The 22,027-nt window shown below is 61.8% G+C and carries 15 protein-coding genes and 1 other annotated feature; of the genes, 6 read left to right on the top strand and 9 right to left on the bottom strand.

Features of this window, described 5'->3' with window-relative positions:
* Window positions 1-15: 15 nt before the first annotated feature.
* Entirely contained in the window at window positions 16-2,457 is a 2,442-nt protein-coding gene (locus EVC45_RS01980) for a cation-translocating P-type ATPase (protein ID WP_248295018.1), read from the bottom strand.
* A 566-nt stretch (window positions 2,458-3,023) separates the two neighbouring features.
* On the opposite strand from EVC45_RS01980, the gene EVC45_RS01985 reads away from it, so the two are divergent.
* Window positions 3,024-3,665, top strand: a complete 642-nt coding sequence (locus tag EVC45_RS01985) for a hypothetical protein (RefSeq protein WP_129956366.1) — start codon at window positions 3,024-3,026, stop codon at window positions 3,663-3,665.
* A gap of 79 nt (window positions 3,666-3,744) precedes the next feature.
* On the top strand, window positions 3,745-4,698 hold the full coding sequence (locus EVC45_RS01990) for a cation diffusion facilitator family transporter (protein WP_129956367.1): 954 nt from the start codon (window positions 3,745-3,747) through the stop codon (window positions 4,696-4,698).
* A gap of 17 nt (window positions 4,699-4,715) precedes the next feature.
* Here EVC45_RS01990 and EVC45_RS01995 read toward each other — a convergent pair whose 3' ends face one another.
* Entirely contained in the window at window positions 4,716-5,195 is a 480-nt protein-coding gene (locus EVC45_RS01995; protein WP_129956368.1) for a hypothetical protein, read from the bottom strand.
* Window positions 5,196-5,509: 314 nt separating this feature from the next.
* Here EVC45_RS01995 and EVC45_RS02000 point away from each other — a divergent pair, with 314 nt between their 5' ends.
* Together EVC45_RS02000 and EVC45_RS02005 are read left to right on the top strand one after the other, a co-directional pair.
* A complete protein-coding gene (locus EVC45_RS02000) occupies window positions 5,510-5,959 on the top strand; it encodes a carboxypeptidase regulatory-like domain-containing protein (protein WP_129956369.1) in 450 nt (149 codons plus the stop codon).
* Window positions 5,960-5,992: 33 nt separating this feature from the next.
* Complete coding sequence (locus EVC45_RS02005; protein WP_211193357.1) at window positions 5,993-6,469, top strand: CreA family protein; 477 nt, start codon at window positions 5,993-5,995, stop codon at window positions 6,467-6,469.
* A gap of 102 nt (window positions 6,470-6,571) precedes the next feature.
* Here EVC45_RS02005 and EVC45_RS02010 read toward each other — a convergent pair whose 3' ends face one another.
* The 5 genes from EVC45_RS02010 to EVC45_RS02030 are packed head-to-tail and all read right to left on the bottom strand — an operon-like array spanning window position 6,572 to window position 10,312.
* Window positions 6,572-7,969: an ATP-binding protein gene (locus tag EVC45_RS02010; RefSeq protein WP_129956370.1), complete on the bottom strand. Its 1,398-nt coding sequence runs from the start codon at window positions 7,967-7,969 to the stop codon at window positions 6,572-6,574.
* Entirely contained in the window at window positions 7,966-8,640 is a 675-nt protein-coding gene (locus tag EVC45_RS02015; protein ID WP_129956371.1) for a response regulator, read from the bottom strand. The genes EVC45_RS02010 and EVC45_RS02015 overlap by 4 nt, the downstream gene beginning before the upstream one ends.
* Before the next feature lie 25 nt (window positions 8,641-8,665).
* Window positions 8,666-9,403, bottom strand: coding sequence for a cytochrome b/b6 domain-containing protein (locus EVC45_RS02020; protein WP_129956372.1), 738 nt, complete (start codon window positions 9,401-9,403; stop codon window positions 8,666-8,668).
* Entirely contained in the window at window positions 9,375-9,860 is a 486-nt protein-coding gene (locus EVC45_RS02025; RefSeq protein WP_129956373.1) for a diheme cytochrome c, read from the bottom strand. The genes EVC45_RS02020 and EVC45_RS02025 overlap by 29 nt, the downstream gene beginning before the upstream one ends.
* Before the next feature lie 47 nt (window positions 9,861-9,907).
* Window positions 9,908-10,312, bottom strand: a complete 405-nt coding sequence (locus EVC45_RS02030; RefSeq protein WP_129956374.1) for a DUF1924 domain-containing protein — start codon at window positions 10,310-10,312, stop codon at window positions 9,908-9,910.
* Window positions 10,313-10,802: 490 nt separating this feature from the next.
* On the opposite strand from EVC45_RS02030, the gene EVC45_RS02035 reads away from it, so the two are divergent.
* Both EVC45_RS02035 and EVC45_RS02045 read left to right on the top strand, forming a co-directional pair.
* Window positions 10,803-12,040, top strand: a protein-coding gene (locus EVC45_RS02035; protein WP_129956375.1) for an IS3 family transposase whose coding sequence is annotated in 2 segments (ribosomal slippage) — window positions 10,803-11,094 and window positions 11,094-12,040 — 1,239 coding nt in all. Because the reading frame shifts where the segments join, the coding sequence is not laid out codon by codon here.
* Window positions 11,084-11,200: a sequence feature (AL1L pseudoknot), on the top strand. It overlaps the preceding gene by 117 nt.
* A 186-nt stretch (window positions 12,041-12,226) precedes the next feature.
* A complete protein-coding gene (locus EVC45_RS02045) occupies window positions 12,227-13,534 on the top strand; it encodes a GGDEF domain-containing protein (protein ID WP_248295005.1) in 1,308 nt (435 codons plus the stop codon).
* Window positions 13,535-13,679: 145 nt separating this feature from the next.
* On the opposite strand, the gene EVC45_RS02050 is transcribed toward EVC45_RS02045, so the two are convergent.
* On the bottom strand, window positions 13,680-15,839 hold the full coding sequence (locus EVC45_RS02050) for a response regulator (protein WP_129956377.1): 2,160 nt from the start codon (window positions 15,837-15,839) through the stop codon (window positions 13,680-13,682).
* Window positions 15,840-15,846: 7 nt separating this feature from the next.
* Complete coding sequence (locus EVC45_RS02055) at window positions 15,847-21,891, bottom strand: HAMP domain-containing protein (RefSeq protein WP_129956378.1); 6,045 nt, start codon at window positions 21,889-21,891, stop codon at window positions 15,847-15,849.
* Window positions 21,892-22,027 lie beyond the last annotated feature (136 nt).

The raw sequence follows: 22,027 nt of genomic DNA on the forward strand, positions 1-22,027 counted from the left end.
ATCGGAATTTTCCCGTCAGACACCCCCACCCTGGTTGAGCAGCGCGACGAGACCAAACAGCCGCGCCAGGGCGGGAACGGTCATCAAAAGCAACAGCGCTACTCCGGTTACGCCGAGAACTATCCACAGATAGCGATTCTGCCGACGCACCTCGGCGCGGGCGCCCGACTGGGGCAACACCCGGATCACAAAGATCAACGCGACGTTGCCCGCGACGAGTGATACGAAGGCGAGCGTGCTGGCGAGAGGCTGTTCATAGCCGTGGGTCAGCAGGCCGGCATACAGACCCAGCACGAGCATGGCAGCCAGCGCGCCCGCCGTCGCCCCTTGGGCCAATGCGCGACCGGATAGCAGCCGCGCGCCGACCCGGCGCGGCGGCAAACGCATGAGGTTCTCGCGTTCGGGTTCGTTCTCGAACACGATCGAGCAGACCGGATCGATAACCAGTTGCAGAAACACGATATGAATCGGCGCAAGCATCGGCGGCCAGCCGACAAGAACCGGAATCATGGTGGCGGCAATCATCGGAATGTGGACCGCAATCGTATAGCTGATCGCTTGCACGAGATTGGCGTAGATGCGCCTTCCCAGCCGGATCGCGGACACGATCGGCGCAAAGTCGTCACGCAATAAAACCAGCGAGGCCACCTCGCGCGCAACTTCGGCACCACGCAGGCCCATTGCAATACCGATATGCGCCGCCTTGAGAGCGGGTGCGTCGTTCACGCCATCACCGGTCATTGCGACCACGTGGCCACCTTCCCTGAATGCGTTGACGAGCCGCAATTTTTGGTCTGGCTTGACACGGGCAAACACGTCGACGTTCTTGATCGCCTCACGAAGCTGTAAGTCATTCATCGCTGCCACTTCCTGGCCGCTCACCCACCGCGCGCCGTCGATGCCGACTTCAGCCGCGATGGCCCGCGCCGTCGACGGATAGTCGCCGGTAATCATCACTACGCGGATGCCGGCGGCCTGGCATTCTGCGATAGCGCCCGCGACCTCCGGTCGGACCGGGTCCAGAAGACCGACCAGTCCCACGAACGTGAACGCAAAGTCATGCTGCTTTTCCGGCCAGGCGGCATGTGAGTGTCGCGCTTTTGCAACTCCAAGGACCCGCAAGCCGCCCGACGCCATCTGCGCGGCCTGATCAAGGACAGCCTGCGTTTCCCGCTCACCCAGGTGACACAAAGCACAGACCGCCTCCGGCGCGCCCTTGCAGGCCACCGCGTGATGGGCGAGTTCTGGCGTGTGCCATGCGTGAGACATTGCCGGCAACTCCGGTGTCAGCGCGTATTCGTGAACAAGCGACCAGTCCTTGTGGAGACGTCCGGTGCCGGCGAGCCCCACGCGACCGGCTTCGTGAAACGCGCGCTCCATTGGATCGACCGGCTCGATTTCGCTGGCAAGCACCAGGTACTCGATGAGCTCGTGATATGCCTCTTCAATGTGCTGAGTGGCCTGATCGATGACTTGCCACTTTCCTTGCGCAAAGAGCACGCGCACCGACATGCGGTTCTGCGTCAGCGTGCCCGTCTTGTCGACGCACAGTACCGAAGTCTGGCCGAGGGTTTCGATCGCACTCATGCGACGCGTCAGCACGCCGTCGTCGGCGATGCGGCGGGCCCCCAGCGCCATGAACACGGTCAGTATCACTGGTATTTCTTCGGGCAGAATCCCCATCGCCAGTGTGATGCCGGCGAGCACGCCCGGAAGCCACTCCCCCGATCGCAAACGATAGGCCGCCACGAGCAGAAGGCACAGTACGATCGCAACCGACGCAAAGCGATTGACGAACGTTCTGGTCTCCAGCTGCAACGGCGAGCGTGCCTCCGAGATGCCGGTCAACGACTTGCCGATACGACCGAGCGCCGTATTTGGCCCCGTCGCAGTGACGACCATTTGCCCCTGGCCCTGCACCACCATTGACCCAAAGAAAAGCTGCCCGCACGGATCTTCCAGCCCAAGTGCATGGGTTCGTGCAACGGATTTGCTAACCGACACGGACTCGCCCGTCAATAGCGATTCGTCTACGCTCAGTTCGTGAGCCTCCGTCACGGTGCCGTCAGCGGGCACACGTGCGCCTTCATCGACGAAAACCACATCGCCAGGCACCAGTTCGGCAGCGGAAACAAGCTGCCGTTGCCCGTCTCGAAGTACCTGCGCGCGGGGCGCCGACAGTTCGCGCAGAGAGTCGAGAACCCGCGCGGTGCGATGACTTTGAAAGACCGTGAGAAAGACGATAGCCATCACGAACGCGAGGAGCGTCAGTGCTTCCGAAACGTCCCCGAGCACAAAATAGATTCCACTCGCACCCAGCAGCAGCAGAAACATGGGCTCACGAAGCACCTCCCACAGAGTGCGCCACCAGGTGCGCCGCGCCGTTGAATCCACGACATTGCGGCCGAACCGGGCGCGCTCTTCCTCCACCTGTGCGCTCGATAGACCACGCCTCATATCGGTACGCCCGGCCGGCGATGGCAATTCGCCGTCGCCGGAGACGATGTCGATCACGGGTTCAACGGGATTGGTCTGCATTCTCGTGTCTATCAGTACGCGGATTGTGATACGAAACAAAGATGCACACGAAGGCGCTCCCGAACATGGCAATCCTCGAAATTCGAACCTTCTGGCGACACGGCCGACAGAAACCGTGGGTTGTTGCTGCCTGGAGAAGGATTGCTCAACCCCTTGCATCCCACTGCCCTGCGTGGAAACATCTAAATGTTTAGAATGACGCCAGGAGAACATACCGACATTGACCTGGGTCAAGTTGCTGGCCGCCGGGTGAAATAGCCTGAGTCAGCTATCCGCCTCCGCGGCACGGCAACTCGAGATCCAACTAACGAAAACCCGGAGCTGGATGCATCTCGCGTGGATCAGACCTAACCGCGGGCCGTTGTCCACCGCGCGCCCCCGGTTCATCGCAGCGGCATCCTCGCCGGCTGGACATGCAGCAGGCGCGACGGGATCGCCAAAATGCGGTATGAAGAACTGGAGGCCCAACGGCCGGGAGGTCAATCGTGGCGACACTGGCAATCCTGTTCGCCGTGGTGCTGCTGATCAATCTCACGCCGGCATTCGCGCCACCCACGTGGATGGCCATGTTGTGGGTCGGCTTCAATGTTCCGGAAGGCAACCCATTCGTCTTTGCCCTGATAGCCGCTAGCGCGGCGACCCTCGGCCGGCTGATTCTGGCGACTTTTGCGCGGACCCTGGTGCGGGGACGACTGATGCGCGAGGCCGACCGAGAGAACATCGACGTGGTCAGGATATGGCTGGAGAAGCACAAGACGATGACCGCCAGCGCTTTCTTCCTCTATTCGCTGAGCCCGTTTCCTTCGAACTATCTCTTCATAGCGTATGGGCTTTCAGGGCTGCCGCTCCGGGTGATTGGGGTGGCATTCTTCATCGGTCGTACGGTGAGCTACGCGGTCTGGGCGCATCTTGGCCGCTTCGTGTCGGCGCATATCGATCCAGAAGTGCAGTTCGAAGGGAGCTACCTCAGCGGCTACTTCGTCGTCTCTCAGTTAGCCTTGCTCGGGCTCGTGTACATACTCATGAAACTCGACTGGAGGATACTCGTCGAACAACGAAAGCTAACGTTGCGACGGTCGCTGAAGCCACCCCGGCAAGTAGAGGACGGCCCCACCACGCGATGTTGAACGAATCGATGCGCAATGCTCCACGGCCCCCGGCACCATGCCACCCTCGCGTGTCCTTTCCATGGAATGGAAGCACTACATGAAGACCGAGCAACTTTTCGACGACTCCGAGAACACAGAGCACTCTCTTGCCGAGCGCGCTGCCGTGGCATCCCGCACCACGTGGGTGAGCGTTGCGGTCAATCTGGTCCTGACCTTCGGTCAGGTCCTGACCGGGGTACTGTCAGGCTCTCAGGGCCTCGTTGCGGACGGCATACACTCGCTCTCAGATCTCGTCGCCGACTTTGTCGTACTTTTTGCCAGTCACCACAGCAGGAAAGGCGAAGACGAAGCGCATCCATACGGTCATCAGCGCTTCGAAACCGGCGCCTCGCTGGCGCTCGGCGCACTCCTTGCCGCGGTGGGCGTGGGCATGCTCTGGTCGGCGATTCGCAAACTCGAAGATCCGGCCTCCGTGCAACGCGTTCACATCGCTGCACTATGGGTGGCAATGGGCGCACTGATCGCCAAGGAGCTGCTCTTCCGTTTCATGCTGGCGGCGGCGAAGCGCGTGAAATCGAGCATGCTGGTCGCCAATGCCTGGCATGCGAGGTCCGACGCCGCATCTTCGCTGGTGGTAGGCGTGGGTATCGTCGGCAATCTGGCGGGCTATCCGATACTCGACCCGGTCGCGGCGCTGATCGTCGGCATGCTGGTGCTCAAGATGGGATGGCAGTTCGGTTCCGAGGCTTTTCACGACCTGATGGACCGCTCAGCGGACGAAAACGAGGTGGACGCCATTCGACTGACGCTGCTTGACACCCCGGGCGTGATTGGCGTCCACGACCTGCGCACGCGCAAAATGGGCGACATGATAGTGGCCGATGTTCACATCGAGGTCGACGCTACGATTTCCGTCGAAGCGGGCCACGAAATCGCGGTCGCTGCGCGCAAGCACGTACTGACGCGCCATCGTGTGCTCAATCTCATGACCCATGTAGACCCACGCAAGCAGGCCGGTGCGGTCATGCCTGCAGGGCCAGCCAGCAACTGATCGCCACGTTCCGCGGCTTACAGGTGGTGGTCGTAGGTCAGGCGGACCTTGGTCGGCTTGACGCTGTCTTTTCGCGTGATCGAAAGATCGATGCGATAGCGGCCCGGCCACGGCATTTCAAAATAGTTGCCGTAAGTCACCGTGTCATTTACGTTGAGCTCCTGCAGAGGCTTGACCTGCGTATGTGAGCGCGATTTCGGCTTTGGCCCCGTCATCGTGGCATTCACGGTCGCTTCACTGATGCGCTCCCCGGTTGCCTTATCGAACAGCGCGACGACGAGGTGATAGTTTGAGAGACCTGGCGCCGATGCGTGTTCGACCGGCTCGCTTGCGCCCCGGGCGACCGATTGCGCCTTTTCGGCAGGCACAATGCCAAAGTGGACGGTCAGACCACCGTTCGTCACGCTCCGGTTCAGTTGATCGGCAAAGGCGCCGCTTGATGCGAGCGCAAGCAGACCCACGGCCATAACCATCAGGATTTTGGTCAACTTCAGCATGGCTACCCCCGATTCCGTAGTGAGGTCGCATGGCGACATCCGATGCACGACATGCATGTCCAGCGTTTTAGTTCTGGACACTTCATCTGCATGCTGCAGTCGGAGACTGGCGGCGACATTGACTCACATCAATCCAGGCCATAAAACGCTACCCCTGTTACAAGCGAGATCGGCCGGTTCCCTCTAGCGCCGTTGCGACGGTGGGTTTGCGAACAGCGCCGCAGAAATGCACTGCGCCGCTTGATTGATCTGTGTCAACAGCCCGTGCGCGTCGATTGTCATGCTGTAGCCAGAATGTTTGGGAGACCGGGGCCATGAAAACCAACGTTGCTTTGCTTCTTGTCGGATTCCTCTGCTTTGTCTCGATTGATCCGCCTGTGCTCGCACAAACGCATATCGCGCCAGCGACGCGCAACGGCATCGAGTACGTCAGCGGCGGTATCGGCGAGGATGAGGTACAAGCGATGAAGGCGCTCGCACCTCGTTACAACCTTCGCATCACGTTCGCGCTGACCGGGGGAGAGTACCTCTCGGATGTGACGGTCACGCTGAACTCGGAACGGGGCGTCGAACTCCTGAAAGCGAGAACGCACGGTCCCTTCATCTTCTTCAGGATACCGCCTGGCCGCTACAGGATCGCAGCGCAGGCCGATCATGTCACCGAGCACAGGTGGGTGCGCGTCCCCGCGAAGGGCGGAGTCGAGACCCGGTTCTACTGGCCGGAGCCGAATCGGCATGGCGTCATCAGCAGCCTGAGGCCCTAGCCCGGGACCGGGTCTGCCGTCAGGAGACATGTCATGAAGCGTTGCTCGCTGATTGCTGGAATGGTGGCGACTGCGGTCGCCGTATCTGTGATGCCCGCCGCGCATGGCGAGGAACTGGCTAGAATCGCAACGCATTCGCAGCGCTACGGCACACACATCGGTATCTCAGCGTACGAGGATCCGCTGGTAAAGGGCGTGACCTGCTACGTTTCCAGTACACATCGCGACGATGATCTCGGGAACGTTCAATCGGGGCATGCGACAGACGCCGTCGTTTCCTGCCAGCAGGTGCGCACGCTCAGTACACCGAGCCTGGTCCCTAAACAGGCGCAGGTATTCGATGAATCGGTAGACCCGATCTTCAAGACCATTCACGTCATCCGGATTCTGGACCGCAAGCGCCTGACGGTCCTGTATGTCAGCTACATGGAGAGCGACCTGGCAGGGAATCTACCCGGTCATGTCGACGTGATCCGGCTGGAGGTGCGCGGAAAACAGGCGGCGCAATAGCACTGCATCAACGGTTCGCGAATCATTACCCTCGCGTTGCACGCCGCTGGAATTCTATGCCTGAAGTTGGGTCGCTCGGGCCCGGCTCACCACACGAGCGCCTCAAGAAGTATTCCTCATCACAGTGTGGGAACCGGCTTTCGGTTCCTCGTGACTCGTACCAATCCAGCAAACCTCCACCCGCAATCCGCCTAGCGCACGGGATCTACCGATGTCGATCGCGGCGCCATGCGCGTTCGCGATGCGCCGCACGATCGACCAGCCGAGCCCGCTCCCGCTTTGCTCGCTATCTCGCGCACGGAAGAATCGCTCTCCCAGCCGCTGCAAGTCATCTTCCGGGAGACCTGGTCCACTGTCTTCCACAGCCAGCATGACGTGGCCATTGCGACTGCGCACCGACACCTCGATTCGAGCCCGAATAGGGCTATAGCGGACAGCGTTGTCGACCAGATTGCGAATGAGCGACGCGAGCAGCACCTCGTTGCCTACGACGACGCAGTGTTCAGGCGCTTCGAGTTCGAGCCGCTGCAACCTGGCGAGCGACTGCGGCGCGATGTCGGCGATAACCTGCTTCGCCACGGCGCCAAGATCGACCGCGCGACTATCATCGCTCAGCGCCCCGGCTTCGAGCCGCGACAGCAGCAAGAGCTGATCGACGAGATGCACCGCGCGTTCGCAGCCCTCAAGCACGCCCGAAAGCGCGTGCCTGCGAAGCCCGGCATCAGCCTCCGCCATAGCCACCTGCGCCTGCGCCTTGATTGCGGCGATCGGCGTGCGCAGTTCATGCGCGGCGTCGGCGGTGAACCGCCGCTCCGCATCGAGCACGGCGCGAATGCGATCGAACAGACGGTTGAGCGCATCAAGCATCGGCTGCATTTCCTGCGGCGCGCGATTCATCTGGACGGGGTCCAGGGCGAGCGGATCACGCCTCCCCAGCATGCGCCCCAGATCCCGAAGCGGCGCTGCGCCTAGTCGGACGGCCCACCAGGTCACGAGCGCGAGCACCGGTAGCGCGACCGCCATCGGCCAGAGGGCGCTGCGCATCACCGCCAGCAGTATCGATGTGCGTGAGTCGATCCGCTCACCTACGAAGATTTCGACATCCTGCTGCACGCCGGGAGTGGCAAACACCCGCCATGCCTTGCCATCTATCTGGACGGTCCAAAATCCCGATACCCACCTATCCCGGGGAGGCACCATGGGCCGCGACGGCGCATTGGCCGAATGCATTCCGAGCTGCCCGTTGTGGAAGACCTGGAACACCACCTTCGGCGCATAGGGATGCAAGACCGGCGCGTCCAGCGCCTCGTCGTCGTCCGCTGCCTGGGCCTGTTGCATGACCAGCAGCGCTGCAGCCTGCGCGAGATGGCTGTCGAGCAGATGATCGATTTCCTGTCGCGCATCGTGCCATGTGAGCGCGCTCGCGACCAGCCACACTGCCGCCACCACCCCGGTCACAAGCACGAGCAGGCGTCCCTGCAGCGAGCGCGGCAGGATCATGGCTCACTCATGTTGTCGCCCAGCAACACGTAACCTACACCGCGCACGGTCCGGATCAGGTCGCCGCCGAGCTTGCTTCTGAGGCGATGCACGTGCACCTCGACTGCATTGCTTTCGACTTCCTGGCCCCAGCTATACAGATGCTGCTCGATTTGTTCACGTGAAAGAACGCGGCCCGCATTCAGCATCAGCACGTGCAGCAGATCAAACTCGCGCGGGGACATCGTCACGGGAACGCCGGCGCGGTAGACCGCACGCGATGCGGGTTCCAGCACGACGTCCTGCGCCTTGAGCCGCTCGCAAGGCCGGCCATGCGAGCGGCGAACCAGTGCTCGCAGCCGGGCACCGAGTTCATGCAGGTCGATCGGTTTGACGACATAGTCGTCAGCCCCGATGTTGAGCCCGCGGATACGGTCCGGCACGGCGTCGCGCGCGGTGAGCACCAGGATGGGCAGTTCGACCCCGGCGCTGCGCACGCGTCGCAGCACATCGATGCCGTCCATGCGAGGCAAGCCGAGATCGAGGATCGCAGCCGCATAGGGCTGCGCACGCAGTTCGCGCTGCGCGGCCTCGCCGTCGCGAACCCAGTCGACCTGAAAAGCCTGCTGTCGCAGCCCGGCACGAATACCGTCGCCGAGCAGGGGGTCGTCTTCGACAAGCAGAATGCGCACGTGTGAAATGTCCTATATATGGAACTCAGTCGCCGTCCTCGTCGGCATTGGGTCGCAGATGCGCAGTGGCCCCTGCGGACTGACTCGCCCCCGGCGTTTGGGAGCCCGCATGCGATTGCGTCCACCACCAGGCGATCACGGCTACCATGACCAGCACGGCAAACCCCCAACGCGCGCTTCGAATGCTTTCGTCCGCACGGCCCGATTTGTATCCCGTTACCATCGCGCCAATCAGGTTCTCGCGGTGCAACAGGCTGCTCGCGAGCACCGCTACGACGTGAATGGCGACCAACGCGAACATGGCGCTGGCGACACCCCCATGCAGTTCGCCGAGCCATTCACCACCGGTGCTGTTATAGGCGCCCCAGCCGGTTACTCCGACCGCCCATGTCATCAGCAGCATTGCAACGATCGCGATTGCGCCTGCCGGATTGTGGCCGACGTATCGCTCTGGATGCCCCTTGACGAGGCTTGCCATGTAGCGAATGACGGCAGCCGGCGAGCGCACGAAGCTGGAGAATCGCGCGTATCGCGTTCCCATCAGTCCCCAGACGATGCGAAACGCGACGAGCCCGACCATCGTGTAGCCCAGTGTCGCGTGCAGCAGCCGCCATCGCTCGCTCTCCGCCGTCAGCCATGCTCCCGCGAACAAGGCAACCATCAGCCAGTGGAACACGCGCACAGGCGCGTCCCATACCAGAATCCGGACCGTGCCGGACGCGCGCGCGTCGTTCTCAGCGCGGGATGCGAATGTATCGTTCATCGAAGTTTCCTTGATCTGCCCGCGTATGACAGGCGGCGCAGTTCGACGCGCTCTTGACTGCCGGACGCCGCCACGTCGATGCGGGAATTTCGTCGTGCGCGGCCGTGAACCAGGTTGAGCGGGTAATACGATCCTCGGGCGGTACGCTCGACCTCTGTTCCGCGTTTGCGGCATGCGCGGTGAGCCAGCCTTCGAGCTGCTTCACGGACGCAGCGTCGAGAGACGCATTGGTGCCGAAGTGATGATCGAGATTGCTGAGGATGCGTCGCCACGAATCCGCGGGCAACATCCCCGGCGGATACGCGATATGGCAGGCAGCGCACTCCTGCCGGTATTTCGGCAGTGGCGTCGGCGAACTCGTGTGCTGTTCTTCCTCTCCGACGGCAAAGCCTGGAAGCGTAGTCGCGGCAAGGGCCATGAACGCGCAGGCAATTGCAGCAGCAAATCGGATCTTCATGTGTCTGTCCTTCGCGGAGTCGTCGATGCGAACCCCGCTCGTGCGCGCTATGGCTTGAGCGTCATCAGCCAACTCAGGATGTCCGCCTTCTCCGATGCCGTGCACTCGCGCCCGACCACATCCCCGCAATTGCGGCGGAACCACTTTTCAGTCTTTGCCGCGTCCGTGAAGCGCTCGGGATCAAACGCCGGGGCAAGCGGTGCAATCGTCTTGCCTGTGACCGCATGTTGGCCGTTGCCGGTCGGCGTCGCGCCATGGCACGTCGCACAGGCCCAATCACGCCCGTGCCGCGTGATGAAGAACTGTTGCCCTCGCGAGGGAACAGGCGCGGCTGTCGACTGCGCCGCGTAGCCCTGCAGGATCTGCGCAGGCGATTCCGCGTAGGCGGCTGAAACAACGGCAACGACGCCGTACAGAGAACAAAGTGCCCGCACACGCCCGGATGTCAGCATCGCGAATCCTCCAGTGAATGCTTTAGATGTTCGGGCTGCTTCCTTACCGGATGCTTAACATGGGCCTCATGCTCATTGTCGGCAGCAACGCTCCTTCTTCGTTGACCTGAATCAACCTATTGGGCCAGTCAGCTTGGCCCGGACGTGACTCGCTCGCCACGCGGTTTTGAACCGGCAGTGAATCGAAGTCGGTCAATAGCTAACCCGCCGACGTTCCTAGATTGAAAAGAGCCGGTTCGCTGGGTAAAGCGAACTGCCAGGGCATAGAACGAAGGAATTCTGTCCCACTTGCGCCACGAATATTGTCAACATCAAGGCGTCCAGTTCCTCGCCGGAGACGGAGCCGACAATTCATTCACTTACGCGAGAGCGTGCAACAACTGGGGAGATCGCCTTCTTTGGGTTTTCTCGGGCTATCCCATGGATAAGCGCTCAGCTCTGTCTGAACCGCACCGGATTTTGTGGAGGCTCCAATTCTTGAGATGGAGCCATGAACAAGAAGGCAACCAGGTTTTCCCCGGAAGTCCGAGAGCGCGCAGTGCGTCTGGTGCGCGAGCAACGAAGCGAACATCCGTCGATGTGGGCGGCGGTCGAATCGATTGCACCGATGATCGGCTGCACGCCGCAGACGCTGCACGAATGGATCAAGCGCGACCAGGTTGACAACGGTGAGCGCGATGGCGTCACCACAGACGAGCGCGAGCGCATCAAGGCCCTGGAGCGAGAGGTCAAGGAATTGCGCCGAGCCAACGAGATTCTCAAAGTAGCGAGCGCGTTTTTCGCCCAGGCGGAGCTCGACCGCCGTTTCAAGTCCTGAAGGCCTTCGTTGATCAGCATCGCGACACCTTCGGGGTCGAGCCGATCTGCAAGGTCTTGCGGATTGCCCCGTCGGGCTACCGACGCCATGTGGCACAGCTTCGCGATCCGTCCAGACGCTGCGCCCGCGCGAAACGAGATGAGATTCTGCAACCGGAGATCAAGCGTGTCTGGCAGGCCAACATGCAGGTCTATGGCGTGCCGAAGGTCTGGAAGCAGTTGAACCGGGAGGGCATTGTGGTGGCGCGCTGCACGGTCGGTCGGCTGATGAAACTGCAAGCACTGCGGGGTGCGGTTCGCGGCAGGCGGGTTCGCACGACGACTGCCGATACGAGCGCGCCGCGTCCGTTGGACCGGGTCAACCGGCAATTCAAGGCTGAGCGGCCGAATCAGCTCTGGGTGTCGGACTTCACGTATGTCTCGGCGTGGCAGGGTTGGCTTTACGTGGCGTTCGTGATCGATGTGTTCGCTCGCCGTATCGTTGGCTGGCGTGTCAGTTCGTCGATGACCACGGACTTCGTGCTGGACGCACTTGAGCAAGCACTGTACGCGCGGCAACCGGGCGACCACGGGACGTTGATACACCACTCCGATAGGGGGTCCCAATACGTCAGCATTCGCTACAGCGAACGTCTGGCCGAAGCGGGTATCGAGCCCTCCGTCGGCAGTCGTGGCGACAGCTACGATAATGCGCTGGCCGAAACGATCAGCGGCCTGTACAAGACAGAACTCATTCATCGGCGCGCCCCGTGGAAAACGCGGGAATCCGTCGAACTGGCAACGCTGGAATGGGTGGCCTGGTACAACCATCATCGGTTGATGGAGCCACTGGGTTATATCCCGCCCGCTGAAGCTGAGGCAAACTACTACGGGAAACTTAGAAATATCACTGACGTGCCCGCATTAACTTAAACCAACCGGCCTCCACGATTCCCGGTGCGGTTCAACAAGCCGATCTCGACGCTGGCTACTCCTGAGGTAAAGCCAGTGCTCCGAATCTCGCCACCAAAGCGCGGCAGTATGTCGGCGGCATTGTGACTTATTCGATTCAACACGGCCTGAGGGAAGGCCAGGAGGACGTTCACGCGATCACGATGAATGGCCGAATACGAAAAGCAAAGCGCTCACCAGGTCGGATCGCTGCCAGCCATCGGCAGATGCGACCAATGCGCCGGCAATACCGGATGGCAATACGGTTGTGGTATACAGTTGCCGGACTTCACTAGCGTCAACCGCATGCCCCTCTTCGATCTGCGCACGGTTATTCTCATGTCTTCGGTTATGCCGGGACTCATGGCAATTGCCCTCCTCTCGCTGGCCCGCAACTTTCCTCAGAATATCCGCGGGATTCGCCACTGGGCTTTGGGGGCGCTCCTGGTTAGCGTTTCCGCGATCCTCCTGGCATTTCGTGGCAGCGTGCCGGACTGGCTCTCGATCGTTGCCGCCAACAGTGGCATCGTTTTCGGTACGGGTCTGGGTCTTATCGGCTCGCAACTGTTCTTCGGGCGTCGGCCTGCCTGGCGCTTCGTTTTGCTGCTGTTGGTACTCGGTGCCGCCGGCACGACCTATATGTGGCAGGTGCATGAATCGGTGGTGGGACGTATCGCCTGTATGACAGGAATACTCGCGTTGATTTACGGCGCTCACGGTGCGCTCGTGCTTCGCTTCGGTCGCCTTAGTCATTCGGGCTTGTCCGTGGGGGCGGTGCTCCTGGCCGAATCGGCAGTGGCCGGTGCGCGCTGCATTATGGTCTTCCGAACTACAGTGGGTCCAGCCGATCTTTTCTACCCCGAACCGATTCAGACGTTCTATCTGACGGCCGGTGCGATCTTTTCGCTGATGGTCCCTGTCGGCTTCCTGCTGATGGCGATAGATCGGCTGCGCAGCCAACTTGAGCAGCAGTCATATCGCGATCCGCTGACTGGTCTGCTGAACAGACGCGCTTTTGTGATCGCATATGAGCGGGAGCGAGAGCGAGTAAGACGATCCGGCGGCGTACTCTCAATGCTGCTGATTGATCTCGACCACTTCAAGCAGGTCAACGACCGACACGGGCACGAGATGGGTGATTACATTCTGGCGGATTTTGCACGACGTGCCGCCGAGGTCCTGCCGCCATCCGGCTATCTGTCCCGCTGGGGCGGTGAGGAATTCGCGGTACTACTGCCGGGCTTGTTTCCGCAAGAGGCTCATCGGCTGGCTGACACTGTCCGGTTGCGGATTGCCGAGAAAGCGGAAATCGAATCGCCAGATGTTCACTACACATGCAGCATTGGCGTGGCCTGCCTGGCTGCCGCTGAAGCTACCATTGAACAACTGGCGCGGGATGCCGACAATGCGCTCTATCAGGCAAAGCACCGCGGCCGCAACTGTGTGGAGCTAAGCGATCACGCGCTCCTTGTTTGACGATTGCATGCGAAACCACCGACCTGCTCCTTGCAGGATGGGGAGTTCGAAGTAGCCGTACGCGTTGGCACTTCTCCAACTACTCTCGATAGAGACAGGTAGCTGGCATTGCGGATTGCTGTTCCCGATCGTCGCATTTCGTCGCTCAAGCGGCAGCCCCACTGCCCGCAGCATTCGACTGTACATAGTCGTCGATGACGCCGAGCAGCATATCGACATCGGCCGGCTTCACCAGGTAATGATCGACGCCGGCATCGAGCGCACGGCGCCGATGATCCTCCTGACCGTAGCCGCTTATCGCAATGATCAGGCTCCGTGGCAGTGACTCATCGGCACGAATGCGTTGTGCCACCTCGAAGCCGCTCATGCCGGGCAAACCGATGTCGAGCAGAATCACGTCCGGAAAGAACGTTCGTGCCAGCGCAAGGGCCGCAAGGCCGTCCGACGCGCGCTGAACCTGATGCCCATGCATCTGCAGAAGTGCTTCGAGGCTCTCGGCGGCCGCGGCCATGTCGTCGACGATCAGCACGCGAACCGAACGAGCACGTCGTATCGGGACGATTTTCGCCGAATTCTCCACCGCATCCGGCGCGACGCGAGCGGGCAAGCGCACGGTGAACCTGCTACCCGCTCCGCGGCCTGCGCTTTCGCAATGAACCGTCCCCTGGTGCATTTCGGTCAGATGCCGCACCAGCGTGAGCCCGATGCCGAGGCCGCCCTGATTGCGGTCCAGCGAGGTCTGTCCCTGCGCAAAGAGTTCGAACACATGCGGCAGGAAGACCGGGTCGATTCCGTCGCCCTCATCCCGAACGACGATCGATGCCATTATCCCGTCGAACTCGGTCGAGATCTGCGCTCGTCCGCCGTGCGGCGTGAATTTCGATGCGTTGTTGAGCAGGTTGGCGACGATCTGCGACAGACGAACAATGTCGCCATCGATCACAACGTCGACCTTCGACGCTTCGCAAATCAGCGTCTGCGACCGCCGCGCGAAGTTGGGTCCGCTGGTCTGCATCGCCCGTTCGATGACAGTCGAGAGAAGCACGGGTTCGCTGCGCAGGGTGACCACACCGCGAGCAATTCGCGAGACGTCGAGCAAGTCATCCACGATTCGCACGAGATGCTCCGCCTGAGTGCCGATGATATCGCTGGCCCAGCGCACCGTCTGCGCGTCCATCTGCTTTGCGCCGCGTAGAACCGCCACCGCGTTGACGATGGGCGCGAGCGGATTGCGCAACTCGTGAGCGAGCATCGCAAGGAATTCGTTCTTGCGTCTGTCGCCGTCGCGAATCGTCGAGAAAAGCAAAGCATTCTCGAGCGCGATCGCGGCGCGGCTGACGAACTCGCGCGTCATCAGTGCATCCTCGATCCGTTCGCTGGAGCGGCGCATACCGAGCACGATGGCAGACGGCTGCGCCGCGTCGATCAGCAATGGATACGCGGTGATGTCGTCGAGCGCCAGTGGCAGATCGCGGCATGTGCCGTCGTCGTCGATCACTGCCAGAACGGGTCTCCCCATGATCGCGAGATGGGCTGGCCGGCCTGTCGACAAAGCTTGCCGAACCAGTTCATCCAGCTCCGGCAAGGGCACGAACTGGTGATGCAGTCCGCCCGCATCGCCGCTACGCGGGTCGGCGTAAGCAGAAGGAGCAATGTATGCGATGGTCCTGGGCAGCAGTCCTTCGCCTGCCGTGAAAACCAGCACGGCCGCATCCGCTAGCGCGGGAACGGGTAGTTCGACGATCCTGCCGACGGTCGCGTCGGCTTCGAGGGAACGCGTCAGCGCCTGGCTCGCTCGCGCGAGAAAATCGGCCCGGTGCCTTGCCTGTTCCGCCGCGGCGCGCTGCGCCTCGGCTTTCGCGAGTTCTTCGCGCTCGGCCGCGCGCGCGATGAGTTGGTTGCGCATCCGGTACATATCGACGAACACGCGCACCTTGGCCCGCAGAATCTCGGGAATGACCGGCGACGATATGTAGTCGACCGCTCCGAGCGAATAGCCGCGCGCCATTTCGGTTTCGTCCACATACGCCGTGATGAAGATGATCGGTGTGCGGGCCGTTCGTCGATAGGAGCGCATCATCGACGCAGTTTCGAGTCCGTCCATACCCGGCATGTTCACATCGAGCAGGATCACGGCGAATTCCGTTTCCAGCACGGCCGCGAGCGCGTCCCGTCCCGACGAGACGGTCACGATGTTTTCGCCGAGTTCATCGAGCACGCTACGCAGTACGAGATGCTGCTGTGCAACGTCGTCGACGACAAGGATGTTTGCCTGCCCGTCCTCAAGGCGCGAATGCGTTTGCATGGTGATCCTAGCCGTTAAGCCACGCGTGCAGGACAGCGAGAAGATCACCGCGATCGACCGGCTTCGAAAGATAGTCCCACGCTCCGGCCGCAATGCATCGTTCACGGTCGCCTTTCATGGCCTTGGCGGTGACGGCGACGATCGGCAAGGTGCGACCCGCCGGCAGCTTGCGCAGCTCGCGTATCGTCATCAGGCCATCCATCTCCGGCATCATGATGTCCATCAGTACTGCGTCGATCGTGGGGTCCGTCGCCACCAGACGGATCGCATCGCGCCCGTTGTCGGCCCATACGTGCCCCATCCCGTAGTCTTCGACAACGGTCGCGAGCGCGAAGATATTGCGCATGTCGTCGTCGACGATCAACACCTTCTTTCCGTGCAGCGCGAGTTCCGATTCGCGCAGCAGGCTCAGCTCCGCTTGCGCTTCCTTGCCGAGCCGGGCCGTCCGGACATGAACGGCGGCGACCGTCGCGTCGAGCAGGCGGCCGGGGTTCGATACAGGTACGACGACGTACCGTTCGGCGGACCTCAGCCACGGTGACGGCAGCCCATCCCGCTCGCTCGTCACGATGACGGGCAACGGAGCGCAGGCCGGCCGCCCGGCCAGCACCTCCTGAAGCTGCTCGGGCGACATGCCGGCCAAGCCATCACCGTCGATCACAAGCGCATCTATCCACTTCGATGCCAGCTGGCGCAATACCTCGTCGCCCGAGGCGGCGGAGTCTATCGCGACGCGATCGTTCGCCAGGCGCTCGATGAGCCTGTCGCGCTCTGGAGTCGGTGCCAACGACACAAGCAGCCGACGCGAGTCCGCTTCGACGTATTTCATCAGGCTGCTCAACGCATCGTCGAGTTGATCGCGTGACTGGAGCGGCTTGGCAAGAAAGCCGAAAGCACCCAAATCGAATGCGCGCTCGCGCGACTCGTCGATGGAGATCACGCAGACCGGCATATGACGCATCGCGAGATCGTGCTTCAGGCGTGATAGCACGCGCCAGCCATCCATATCGGGCAGGAACAGGTCCAACGTGACTGCGTCGGGCTTGAACTGGTCCGCGAGCGTCAATGCGACCGAACCGAACGCCGTAACCAGACCCTTGAAGCCTTTTTCGCGCGCTGCATCCAGCAGGAAGTCCGCAAATGCGCGGTCGTTCTCCACGATCAACAGCACGCGATCGCCGAGCGCGATGTTGCCGCGATCGTCGCCTGCATCCTCGACGAGGTTGCCAACCTCTTCCACCGCTGCCGCCACGAGATCCTGCACGGCGGGGTCCCTCGCCGCCTGCAAACGCGCGGCGCGCTCCGCACCGGATCCGGAGCCACGCACGTCATCGCGGATGGCGCTCCTGCGCCCGGCTTTGGCGGAATCGCTCCCCGACGGGAGATACAACGTGAAGGTGCTGCCCTTGTCAGGCAAACTGACGATCCTGATTTCACCGCCCAGCAGCTTCGACAGTTCGCGGCTGATCGCGAGCCCCAGCCCCGTGCCGCCGTATTTGCGGCTCGTGCTGCCGTCAGCCTGCTGGAACGCCTCGAAAATGATCTGCTGTTTCTCGACCGAAATGCCGATTCCGGTGTCCGACACGGAGAACGCGATCACCTGATGCGCGCGGTTCAGCCCTTCATGGTCGGGGCTCCAGCCATTGAATGCCTGTTCGATCGTGAACGTGACACGCCCTTCATGGGTGAACTTGAATGCGTTCGAGAGCAGATTCTTGAGGATCTGTTGCAGGCGCTTGGGATCGGTATAGACGGACACGGGCAGTTGCGAATCCGTGTGAATCATGAAATCGACCTTGCGCGCTTCCGCGACATGGCGGAACGTTCGTTCGACGTACAAGGTCAGGTCTTCGATGCGATGCTCCGCGATGTCCACCACCACCGTCCCCGACTCGATCTTCGAAAGATCGAGGATATCGTTGATGAGCATGAGCAGGTCATTGCCTGATGAATGGATCGTCTTCGAAAAATCGACCTGCTTCGCCGACAGATTGCCGTCCGGGTTCTTGCACAACTGGTCCGACAGAATCAACAGGCTGTTGAGCGGCGTGCGCAGTTCATGAGACATGTTGGCGAGAAACTCGGACTTATATTTCGAAGTCAGCGCCAGTTGCTCGGCCTTTTCTTCGAGCGCCTGGCGCGCCTGCTCGACCTCGGCGTTCTTGCGCTCGACCTCTTCATTCTGGTGCGCGAGCAGCTGCGCCTTTTCCTGAAGCTGCTGGTTCGTGCGCTGCAATTCCTCCTGTCGGCTTTGCAACTCGTTCGCGAGGGTTTGCGACTGTCTTAGCAAGTCCTCGGTGCGACTGTTGGCCTCGATCGTGTTGATGACGATGCCGATGCTCTCCGTCAGCTGGTCGAGAAACGCCTGGTGCGTCGGATTGAGCCGCTCGACCGATGCCAGCTCGATGACGCCCTTGACCTTGGCTTCGAACACGACGGGAAGCACGAGCACATTGTGGGGCGCGACGCTGAGGAGACCCGACATGATCCGGAACGGCTCGGTAGCGGGCGGCTCGAGGAGGATCTTGCTTCTTTCGACCGCGCACTGACCGATAAGCCCCTCGCCGAGACCGACCTGCTTGCCGTGCGCCGCGCGTCCGCTCGATGCGTAGCTCGCGGTCAGTCGAAGCGAAGGCGGCTCGGACGCCGTATCGAGCACGTAGAACTCCGCGTGATGCACGCCGACCACGGGCGCGAGTTCGGACAGGATCAACTCGCCGACCGCGACGAGGTCCTTCTGACCTTGCAACATCCGGCTGAACTTGGCGAGATTGGTCTTCAGCCAATCCTGCTCCGTATTGACCTGTGTCGTGTCCTTCAGATTACGGATCATCTCGTTGATCGTATCCTTGAGCACGGCCACTTCACCCTGCGCTTCCACCGTGATCGAGCGCGTCAGGTCGCCCTGCGTGACTGCCGTTGCAACTTCGGCGATGGCGCGTACCTGGGTCGTCAGATTCGCGGCAAGCTGGTTGACGTTTTCGGTCAAGCCCTTCCAGGTGCCCGAGGCGCCCGGCACCTTGGCCTGGCCCCCGAGCTTGCCGTCGACGCCGACCTCACGCGCGACGGTCGTCACCTGGTCCGCGAAGGTGGCGAGCGTGTCGGTCATGCCGTTGATGGTATCGGCGAGCGCGGCAATCTCGCCTTTCGCGTCGACGGTCAACTTGCGATCGAGATCGCCGTCCGCCACGGCCGTCACCACCTTTGCGATACCGCGCACCTGACTCGTCAGGTTGCCCGCCATGAAGTTGACGTTGTCGGTCAGGTCCTTCCAGGTGCCGGCCACGCCCTGCACATCGGCCTGGCCGCCGAGCTTGCCTTCCGTGCCGACTTCGCGCGCGACGCGCGTGACCTCGGAGGCGAACGAGCGCAACTGGTCGACCATCGTGTTGATGGTGTTCTTGAGTTCGAGAATCTCGCCCTTTACATCGACGGTAATCTTCTTGGAAAGGTCTCCGGCCGCGACGGCCTTGGTCACATCCGCAATGTTGCGAACCTGGCTGGTGAGGTTGCCGGCCATGAAGTTCACGTTGTCGGTGAGATCCTTCCATGTGCCTGCCACGCCTCGCACGTCGGCCTGGCCGCCAAGTTTGCCGAGGGTGCCGACTTCGCGCGCAACCCGGGTGACTTCCGAGGCGAACGAACCGAGCTGATCCACCATCGTGTTGATCGTGTTCTTCAGTTCGAGAATCTCGCCCTTTACATCCACGGTGATCTGCTTCGACAGGTCACCTGCCGCCACGGCCTTGGTGACGTCCGCAATGTTGCGCACCTGGCTCGTGAGGTTGCCGGCCATGAAGTTCACGTTGTCGGTCAGGTCCTTCCATGTGCCGGCCACGCCCTGAACGTCGGCCTGGCCGCCAAGCTTGCCTTCGGTGCCGACTTCGCGCGCCACCCGCGTCACTTCCGATGCGAACGAACGGAGCTGGTCCACCATCGTATTGATCGTGTTCTTCAGCTCGAGAATCTCCCCCTTCACATCGACGGTGATCTTCCTCGAGAGATCGCCCGCGGCCACGGCCGTCGTGACATCCGCGATATTGCGCACTTGCGCGGTCAGGTTGCTGCCCATCGAGTTCACGGAGTCGGTCAGGTCCTTCCAGGTACCGGCTACGCCCTGGACGTTCGCCTGGCCGCCGAGCTTTCCGTCGGTGCCGACTTCACGTGCCACGCGGGTGACTTCCGAAGCGAACGAGCCGAGCTGGTCCACCATCGTATTGATCGTGTTCTTCAGCTCGAGGATCTCGCCCTTCACGTCCACGGTGATTTTCTTCGAGAGGTCGCCCGCTGCCACCGCGGTCGTGACCTCGGCGATGTTGCGGACCTGCGCGGTGAGATTGCTGCCCATCGAGTTGACGGAGTCGGTCAGGTCTTTCCATGTGCCGGCGACGCCTTGCACGTCGGCCTGCCCGCCGAGCTTGCCTTCGGTGCCGACCTCGCGGGCGACTCGCGTGACCTCCGAGGCGAATGATCGAAGCTGGTCCACCATCGTGTTGATGGTGTTCTTGAGTTCGAGGATTTCGCCCTTCACGTCGACGGTGATTTTCTTGGACAGGTCGCCGGCGGCGACCGCGGTCGTTACGTCGGCGATGTTGCGCACCTGCGCGGTGAGATTGCTGCCCATCGAATTGACGGAATCGGTCAGGTCTTTCCATGTTCCAGCGACACCCTGGACATCCGCCTGTCCGCCGAGCTTGCCTTCGGTGCCGACTTCGCGGGCCACACGCGTGACCTCCGAGGCGAATGATCGAAGCTGGTCCACCATCGTGTTGATCGTGTTCTTCAGTTCGAGGATTTCGCCCTTTACATCGACCGTGATCTTCTTCGACAGATCGCCGGCCGCAACCGCCTTCGTGACTTCGGCGATGTTGCGGACCTGGCTCGTCAGATTGCCCGCCATGAAGTTGACGTTGTCGGTGAGGTCCTTCCATGTGCCGGCGACGCCCTGGACATCCGCCTGCCCTCCAAGTCGGCCTTCCGTGCCGACTTCGCGAGCCACCCGCGTCACCTCCGAAGCGAACGAGCGAAGCTGATCGACCATCGTGTTGATGGTGTTCTTCAGTTCGAGAATTTCGCCTTTGACATCGACCGTGATCTTTTTCGACAGGTCGCCTGCCGCGACCGCCTTGGTCACTTCGGCGATATTGCGGACCTGGCTGGTCAGATTGCCGGCCATGAAGTTGACCGAGTCGGTCAGGTCCTTCCAGGTGCCGGCGACGCCCTGAACGTCCGCCTGTCCGCCGAGCTTCCCTTCCGTTCCCACTTCACGCGCGACGCGCGTGACTTCGACGGCGAAGGTGCCCAGTTGATCGACCATCGTATTGATGGTCCGCGCCGTGCGCAGGAACTCTCCCTGCAAAGCCCGACCGTCGGCTTCGAGCGCCATGCTCTTCGAGAGGTCGCCCTGAGCGACCGCGCCGATCACGCGCGCAACCTCGCTCGTCGGGTGAACCAGATCGCCGATCAGCGAGTTGACCGCGTCGATCGAGTCGCGCCAGAATCCGCGCGCTGCATGCAGAGCCGCTCGTTGATTGAGGCGCCCCTCCTTGCCGACGACCCGGCTCAGACGCGCGAGCTCTTCCGACAGACGCAGGTTGTGGTCGACCAGTTCGTTGAACACCTGCGCGAGCCTGCCATACAGGCCGGGCCATTCGGCCGGAAGGCCCGCGGTTTCGCCGTTCTTGAGCGCGGTCAGCGCCAGCAGGATCGTCTTTGCGCAACTGGTAGCGGGCTCGCCGCGCTGAATGATCGAATTGATATTTGCCACATGGTCCAGCCAGAAGCCACCGAGTGCTTCGCCGGATAAGCGCTGTGCGATGTCGCCGGAGGCTGGGACTGAAAGGTCGCTGGCAACATCGCGAAGCTGGAGCGACATCCGCCCGCATTGCGCTGCCAGCGAGTTGAACTCGGCAGCGACCAGACCTGCGGGCCCCTCCCAGTCGTCCGGAAGCCGCATCGATGCGTCACCGCGCCGGAAAGCTGCCAGCGTACGAGAGATACGCTCGAGCTGCGCTTCTTCGGTCGCTTCTGGAGTAGCCGTGCAAGTGTCCATGTTTCCTCCGCTCGGGTAGGAGAAGCTGAACGTCATTGATGGCAGGTGGCCCCATGAAGTCGCCACTGAATAATTCGCTGAGCGACACCTTTCTCACCCGACTCGTGGCCAATCCAGCCCAAGCGTCAAGCCGAGG

Source organism: Paraburkholderia sp. UYCP14C, assembly GCF_004197395.1.
Lineage (GTDB): Bacteria > Pseudomonadota > Gammaproteobacteria > Burkholderiales > Burkholderiaceae > Paraburkholderia.